We start from the raw sequence: 5625 nt of genomic DNA, 5'->3' as shown, positions 1-5625 counted from the left end.
TTCGACCACCGGCAGCACGCGGGCCACAGGGCCGACCAGCGAGGCCGGCAGCAGGCCGTAGTCTTCGACCTGGCGGGCGAAGCGCATCGGCGCGCGCAGCTTGTGGCTGGCGGCGCTGGCGAGCAGCACCGCAACGGCCACCGCACTGGCGATGATCAGGATCGGATCGGAAAACATTTCCGTACCTCTCGGAGATGACTTTCTAAAAAGGCTTAGTGGCTCAGGACCAGGATCGGCGTCTTGGCGATCTTGTCCATGGAACCGTTGTACTTGCCGGTCTTCAGGTCGAAGATCTGCAGGCCGCCCTCGATGTCGGTGCCCAGCAGCAGCGGCTTGTCGTCGGTAGTGGCGTGCAGGCTCCACACCGGCTTGGGGGCTTCCAGGGTGGCGATTTTCTTCTGCGTCTTCAGGTCGTAGACCCAGATGAACGGGCTCGGGTCTTCCCATTTGCCGGCGCTGTGCTCTTCATGCATCAGCACGTACATCCGGTTCAGCCTGGGCGCCACGGCCATCAGCTGCCAGCCGCCGGTGCCCCAGCCCTTCTTGCGTTCTTCGTCGGTGGTCAGCGACCAGCTCGGCAGCATCTTCGGCTTGTCGCCGGAGACGTCCACCGGTTTGACCACGCCGTCGGTGGTCACGAAGAAGTAGGTCTCGCCCACGGCCAGGCCGCGTTCGTTGAGCTTCTCCTTGTTCGGGTCGAAGAACGGCGTCTGGCTGCGGCCGACTTCCTTACCGTCGTCACCGACCTTGGTGATCTGCAGTTGGCCGTCACCGCAAAGTGAAGCGAAGCTGCGCTTGCCCACCGGGTAGTTGAGCACGCAGCCGCTGATGGCGATTTCGCTGGCGACCTTCTTCTCCTGCGTGTCGACCACGGTGACCGAGGTGGACGGAGTGAAGTTGTAGATGTAGACGAAGCGGTCGTCGGAGCTGGTGCCCAGGGCGTATTTCTGGGTCAGGATCGAGGCGCGCTTGGCCGGGATTTCCACTTCCCACTTCGGGCGCAGGTTCGAGGTGTCCCAGGCGGTCAGCACGTCGGTGCGCACGCCACGGGTGCCGCGGGAATAGAAGGTATCGGCGGAGTACAGGGTCTTCGCGTCGTGGCTCAGGGTGGACGGAGCGACGAAGCCGGTGCTGACCATGCCGAGCATCTTCTTCTGCTCGGGGTCGACCACGGTGACGCGGCCGGCGATGAAGTTCTCGAACTCCACGTCGACGATGTAGGCGCGGTGCGGCGAGGGTGGGAACGGCAAGACGGTCTCACCGATGCTCTCGGTCGGCAGCTCGGCCTGGGCTGCGCCCATCGCGAGGCACGTGCTCAGCGCGAGGACCGATGGAGCGAGGAACCTGGCGACGCTCATTGGCGGGTACTCCCTTTTTCTTGTTGGCGGGCTTTCTGTCGTTATCAGGCTGTCCGCCAGGGCGCGGCCAGCGGACGGAACATTGAGGAGAGTCTGCCTGCGTCGGTACGCACCGGACTTGTTGTCCGTGCCATTTCCTTGTCTGGGGGTGACAGGGTGTCGCAGGAGGAGAGTGCAGCCTGCCGTTGCGCTTCCAGCCTGGAATTCCGCCGAACGGCACAGGCGTGGATCAAGGCTTCGTCAGGTTTTGGTGCGAAAAAGCTGCATCGTGCCCCGAAAATCCGCACAATGCACATTTGAGCTATCTTGAAACGCCGTAACACCCACCGGAAGTGTGCATTGTGAACAGTTCACAATGTTCGACATGCTCAAAATTTCCGCGTCGTTCCTGATTGGCTTTTCCGGCCCGCTATTTGCGTTGGCCGGGAGTCCTCAACCAATCCTCGCGGAGACACCTATGAGTTCCCCCAGTGAATTCCCCCTGAGCGCGACGCCCAGGGAAGGGCGCAAAGGCCTGCTGCCCATCGCCATGGTCCTGTTCAGCTTCACCTTCTTCACTGGCACCATGTTTGCCGGCGGCAAGATCGGCATGGCCTTCGACTTCGTCGACATGCTCTGGGTCGCCTTCATCGGTAATCTGCTGCTCGCCATCTACGCCGCCGCCCTGGGCCTGATCGCCTCGCGCAGCGGCCTGAATACCGTGCTGATGGGCCGCTTCTGCTTCGGCGAGCGCGGCAGCAAGCTGTCCGACTTCCTCCTCGGCTTCGCCGAACTGGGCTGGTACGCCTGGGGCACCGCCACCGTGGCCATCGTGCTGGTGAGGATGCTGTCGCTGCCGGAGTGGCTGAACATCCCTCTGATGGTGGTCTTCGGCCTGCTGTTCTCGATCACCGCGATCATCGGCTTCAAGGGCCTGGACATCATGTCCCGCGTGTCGGTGCCGCTGATGTTCGTCCTGCTGGTGGCGTCCATGGTCATCGCGACCAATTACGCTGGCGGCTGGAGCGGCCTGCTGGCGAAGGAGCCGAGCCAGACCCTGACCTTTTCCGCCGCCGTGACCATGGTCTTCGGCACCTTCGCCAGCGGCGCGACCCAGGCCACCAACTGGACCCGCATGGCCCGCAGCGGGCGCATTGCGGTGACCGCCAGCGTGGTCGCCTTCCTCATCGGCAACGGCCTGATGATCGTCGCTGGCGCCTGGTGCGCCATCGTCTACCAGAACGCCGACATCGTCGAAGTGATGGTGCTACAGGGCCTGTCCTTCGCCGCGGTGATCATGCTCTGCCTGAACCTGTGGACCATCCAGGGCCCGACCATCTACAACGTCTCCGCCGCCGCCTGCCACCTGGTGCGCAGCGAGCGTCGCCGCACCATGACCCTGCTGGCCGCCGGCATCGGCATCATCCTCGCCATCGGCGGCATGTACGAATGGCTGATCCCGTTCCTGGTGCTGCTGGGCTCGATCATCCCGCCGCTGGGCGGCGTGATCATGGCCGACTACTGGTACCGCAATCGCGGTGAGTACCCGGCGCTGGTGGGCACGCACATCCCGGCATTCAACGTCACGGGCCTTGCCTCCTACGCGGTCGGTGCGGGTCTCGCCTACGCCTCGCCGTGGATCGCGCCGCTGGTGGGCATCGCCGCGTCCGCCGTCTGCTACATCGTCCTCACCGAAGTCACCCGCGCCCGCGCGCCGGTGGCCGAGCCGCGCGCTTGAGCCTGAGCGTCGAGGAAATCCTCCGCCTGCCGGGGCTGGAAAGCCTCGCGCTGCGGGCCGGCGCGCGCAACCTGCATCGCAGCGTGCGCTGGTCCTACGTGGCGGAGAACGTCGGCATCGCCGACTGGGTGATGGGCGGCGAGCTGGTGTTCGTCACCGGCATCAACCACAGCCGTGACGAAGCCAACCTGCTGCAGCTGGTGCGCGAAGGCGTCGCCAGCGGCATCGCCGGCATCGTCATCCTCACCGGCGACGAGTTCATCCAGCGCATTCCGACGTCCGTGGTGCGCCTGGCCGAAGCCGAAGGCCTGCCGCTGATCGAGCAGCCCTACGCGCTGAAGATGGTCATCGTCACCCACCTGATCGGCACGGCGCTGGTGCAGATGACACAGGTGAAGACCTCGCGCCGCGATATCCTCGGCCAGCTGCTCAGCGGCGATTACCCAAGCCTGGAAATCGTCCGGCGCCGCGCCCGGCACCTGGAACTGCCGCTGGAGATTCCGCGCCGGCTGGTGGCGCTGCGACTCTCGGGCGTCGATACGCTGTTCCAGCAACAGGAGCCGGAGGAGGCCGAGCGCGCCTTGCAGCTGACCCGCCAGCGCCTGCTCGACCATCTGGAGAACTGGCAGCAGGAGCGCCCCGAGCGCCTGCCGGTGGTGATCCAGGGCGACCTGTTCGTCCTGCTGCTGGCGGATGCCGAACGGGCCGAGCTGCACGCCCTGGTCGCCGAGCTGCAACAGGAACTGGCGCCTCTGCGCGCCTATCTCGGTTTGTCTGCCCGTGCCGAGTCCTGCGCCGAATTCCCCCGCGCGCTGCTGGAGGCCCGTCAGGCGCTCGACGTCGCCGAGGGCATGCAGGCGCCCGCCGGCTTCTGCGACTACCGTGAGCTGGGCGTGCTGCGCCTGCTGCGGGCGATCCCCGATCGCGCGGTGGTCGAGCAGTTCATGAAAGACACCCTCGGCCCGCTGCATGACGCGGGCCGCAAACAGCCGCAACTGCTGATCGAGACGCTCGACGCGCTCGTCCAGGAAGGCGGCAACGCGCTCAGGGCGGCACAGCGCCTGGGCATCCACCGCAACACCCTGAACCAGCGGATCGCGCGCATCGAGGCCCTGAGCGGCCAGTCCCTGGACGACGCGCAATTCCGCCTGAATACCTCCGTGGCGCTGCTCATCTGGCGCATGTCCAATGCGCCGCGCCACGAATAGCCTGAAGAGGACCTTTGAGCCCATGAAAATCATCAACGCCTCGCTGCGCAAGCAGACCGGCCTGTTCACCATCCGCTGCGAAGGCGACGTCATCGCCGAAGTCGTGCAGCAATCCGGTACCGTGGCCGCCAGCGGCGACGACATCGATGCCCGCGGCAACCTGGCCATCGCCCCGCTGGTGGAGCCGCACATCCACCTCGACGCCACCCTGACCGCCGGCGAGCCGGAATGGAACATGAGCGGCACTCTGTTCGAGGGTATCGAGCGCTGGGCCCAGCGCAAGGAAACCATCACGCACGAGGACACCAAGTCCCGCGCCCACACCACCATCCGCATGCTGGCCGCCCACGGCATCCAGCACGTGCGCACCCACGTCGACGTGACCGATCCGACCCTGGCCGCGCTCAAGGCCATGGTGGAGGTGCGTGAAGAAGCGCGGCACCTGGTGGACCTGCAGATCGTCGCCTTCCCGCAGGAGGGCATCGAGTCCTACGAGGGCGGCCGCGAGCTGATGGAAGAGGCGATCCGCCTGGGCGCAGACGTGGTCGGCGGCATCCCGCACTTCGAGAACACCCGCGAGCAGGGCGTCAGTTCGATCAAGTTCCTCATGGACCTGGCCGAGCGCACCGGCTGCCTGGTGGATGTGCACTGCGACGAGACCGACGACCCCAACTCGCGCTTCCTCGAAGTGCTCGCCGAAGAAGCCCGCGTGCGCGGCATGGGCGGTCGCGTCACTGCCAGCCACACCACGGCCATGGGCTCCTACGACAACGCCTATTGCTCCAAGCTGTTCCGTCTGCTCAAGCGCTCGGGCATCAACTTCGTTTCCTGCCCGACCGAGAGCATCCACCTGCAGGGCCGCTTCGACACCTTTCCGAAACGCCGCGGCGTGACCCGCGTGGCCGAACTTGACCGCGCCGGCATGAACGTCTGCTTCGGCCAGGACTCGATCAAGGACCCCTGGTATCCGTTGGGCAATGGCAACATCCTGCGCGTGCTCGATGCCGGCCTGCACATCTGCCACATGATGGGCTTCGACGACCTGCAGCGCGCGCTGGACCTGGTCACCGACAACAGCGCCCGCGCGCTGAACCTGGGCGCGCGCTACGGCATCGCCGCCGGCCGCCCGGCCAACCTGCTGGTGCTGGGCGTGGAGAGCGACTACGAAGCGGTGCGCCAGCAGACCAAGGCGCTGTACTCGATCCGCAACGGCCGCGTACTGATGAAGCGTGAGCCGGAGAAGGTGGAGCTGCTCAAGGGCTGATCTTCTTTTCTGTAGGAGCGGGGGGGTGGGGGGGAGCAGGTGGGAGCGGAGGGGGGGTTGGGAGGGCGGACGCGGCGA

5 protein-coding genes are annotated in these 5625 nt (G+C 65.9%); 3 read left to right on the top strand and 2 right to left on the bottom strand.

Annotated features, from left to right (window positions below):
- On the bottom strand, positions 1–177 hold a 177-nt coding region (locus tag ACCC94_RS27340), incomplete at its 3' end, for a MauE/DoxX family redox-associated membrane protein (protein ID WP_413352733.1).
- A 35-nt stretch (positions 178–212) separates the two neighbouring features.
- Entirely contained in the window at positions 213–1358 is a 1146-nt protein-coding gene (locus ACCC94_RS27335) for an amine dehydrogenase large subunit (protein WP_413352732.1), read from the bottom strand.
- A gap of 457 nt (positions 1359–1815) precedes the next feature.
- Here ACCC94_RS27335 and codB point away from each other — a divergent pair, with 457 nt between their 5' ends.
- Genes codB through codA form a run of 3 tightly spaced genes read left to right on the top strand, consistent with a single transcriptional unit; the run spans position 1816 to position 5547 of the window.
- Positions 1816–3075: a cytosine permease gene (gene codB / locus ACCC94_RS27330; RefSeq protein ID WP_413352731.1), complete on the top strand. Its 1260-nt coding sequence runs from the start codon at positions 1816–1818 to the stop codon at positions 3073–3075.
- Complete coding sequence (locus tag ACCC94_RS27325; protein ID WP_413352730.1) at positions 3072–4283, top strand: PucR family transcriptional regulator; 1212 nt, start codon at positions 3072–3074, stop codon at positions 4281–4283. Before codB ends, ACCC94_RS27325 begins: the two co-directional genes overlap by 4 nt.
- Before the next feature lie 22 nt (positions 4284–4305).
- The gene (gene codA, locus ACCC94_RS27320; protein ID WP_413352729.1) at positions 4306–5547 is read left to right on the top strand and encodes a cytosine deaminase; all 1242 of its coding nucleotides are present in this window, start codon (positions 4306–4308) and stop codon (positions 5545–5547) included.
- The last annotated feature ends 78 nt before the right edge of the window (positions 5548–5625 follow it).

It is taken from the genome of Pseudomonas sp. Pseusp97 (assembly GCF_047304025.1).
Taxonomy (GTDB): Bacteria; Pseudomonadota; Gammaproteobacteria; order Pseudomonadales; family Pseudomonadaceae; genus Pseudomonas.
This window is presented reverse-complemented; position numbering and strand designations above follow the sequence as displayed.

Bases quoted from the DNA above. Each gene is read 5' to 3' on its own strand.
- ACCC94_RS27335 (WP_413352732.1), bottom strand. From the start codon at position 1,358: ATGAGCGTCGCCAGGTTCCTCGCTCCATCGGTCCTCGCGCTGAGCACG.
- codB (WP_413352731.1), top strand. From the start codon at position 1,816: ATGAGTTCCCCCAGTGAATTCCCCCTGAGCGCGACGCCCAGGGAAGGG.
- codA (WP_413352729.1), top strand. From the start codon at position 4,306: ATGAAAATCATCAACGCCTCGCTGCGCAAGCAGACCGGCCTGTTCACC.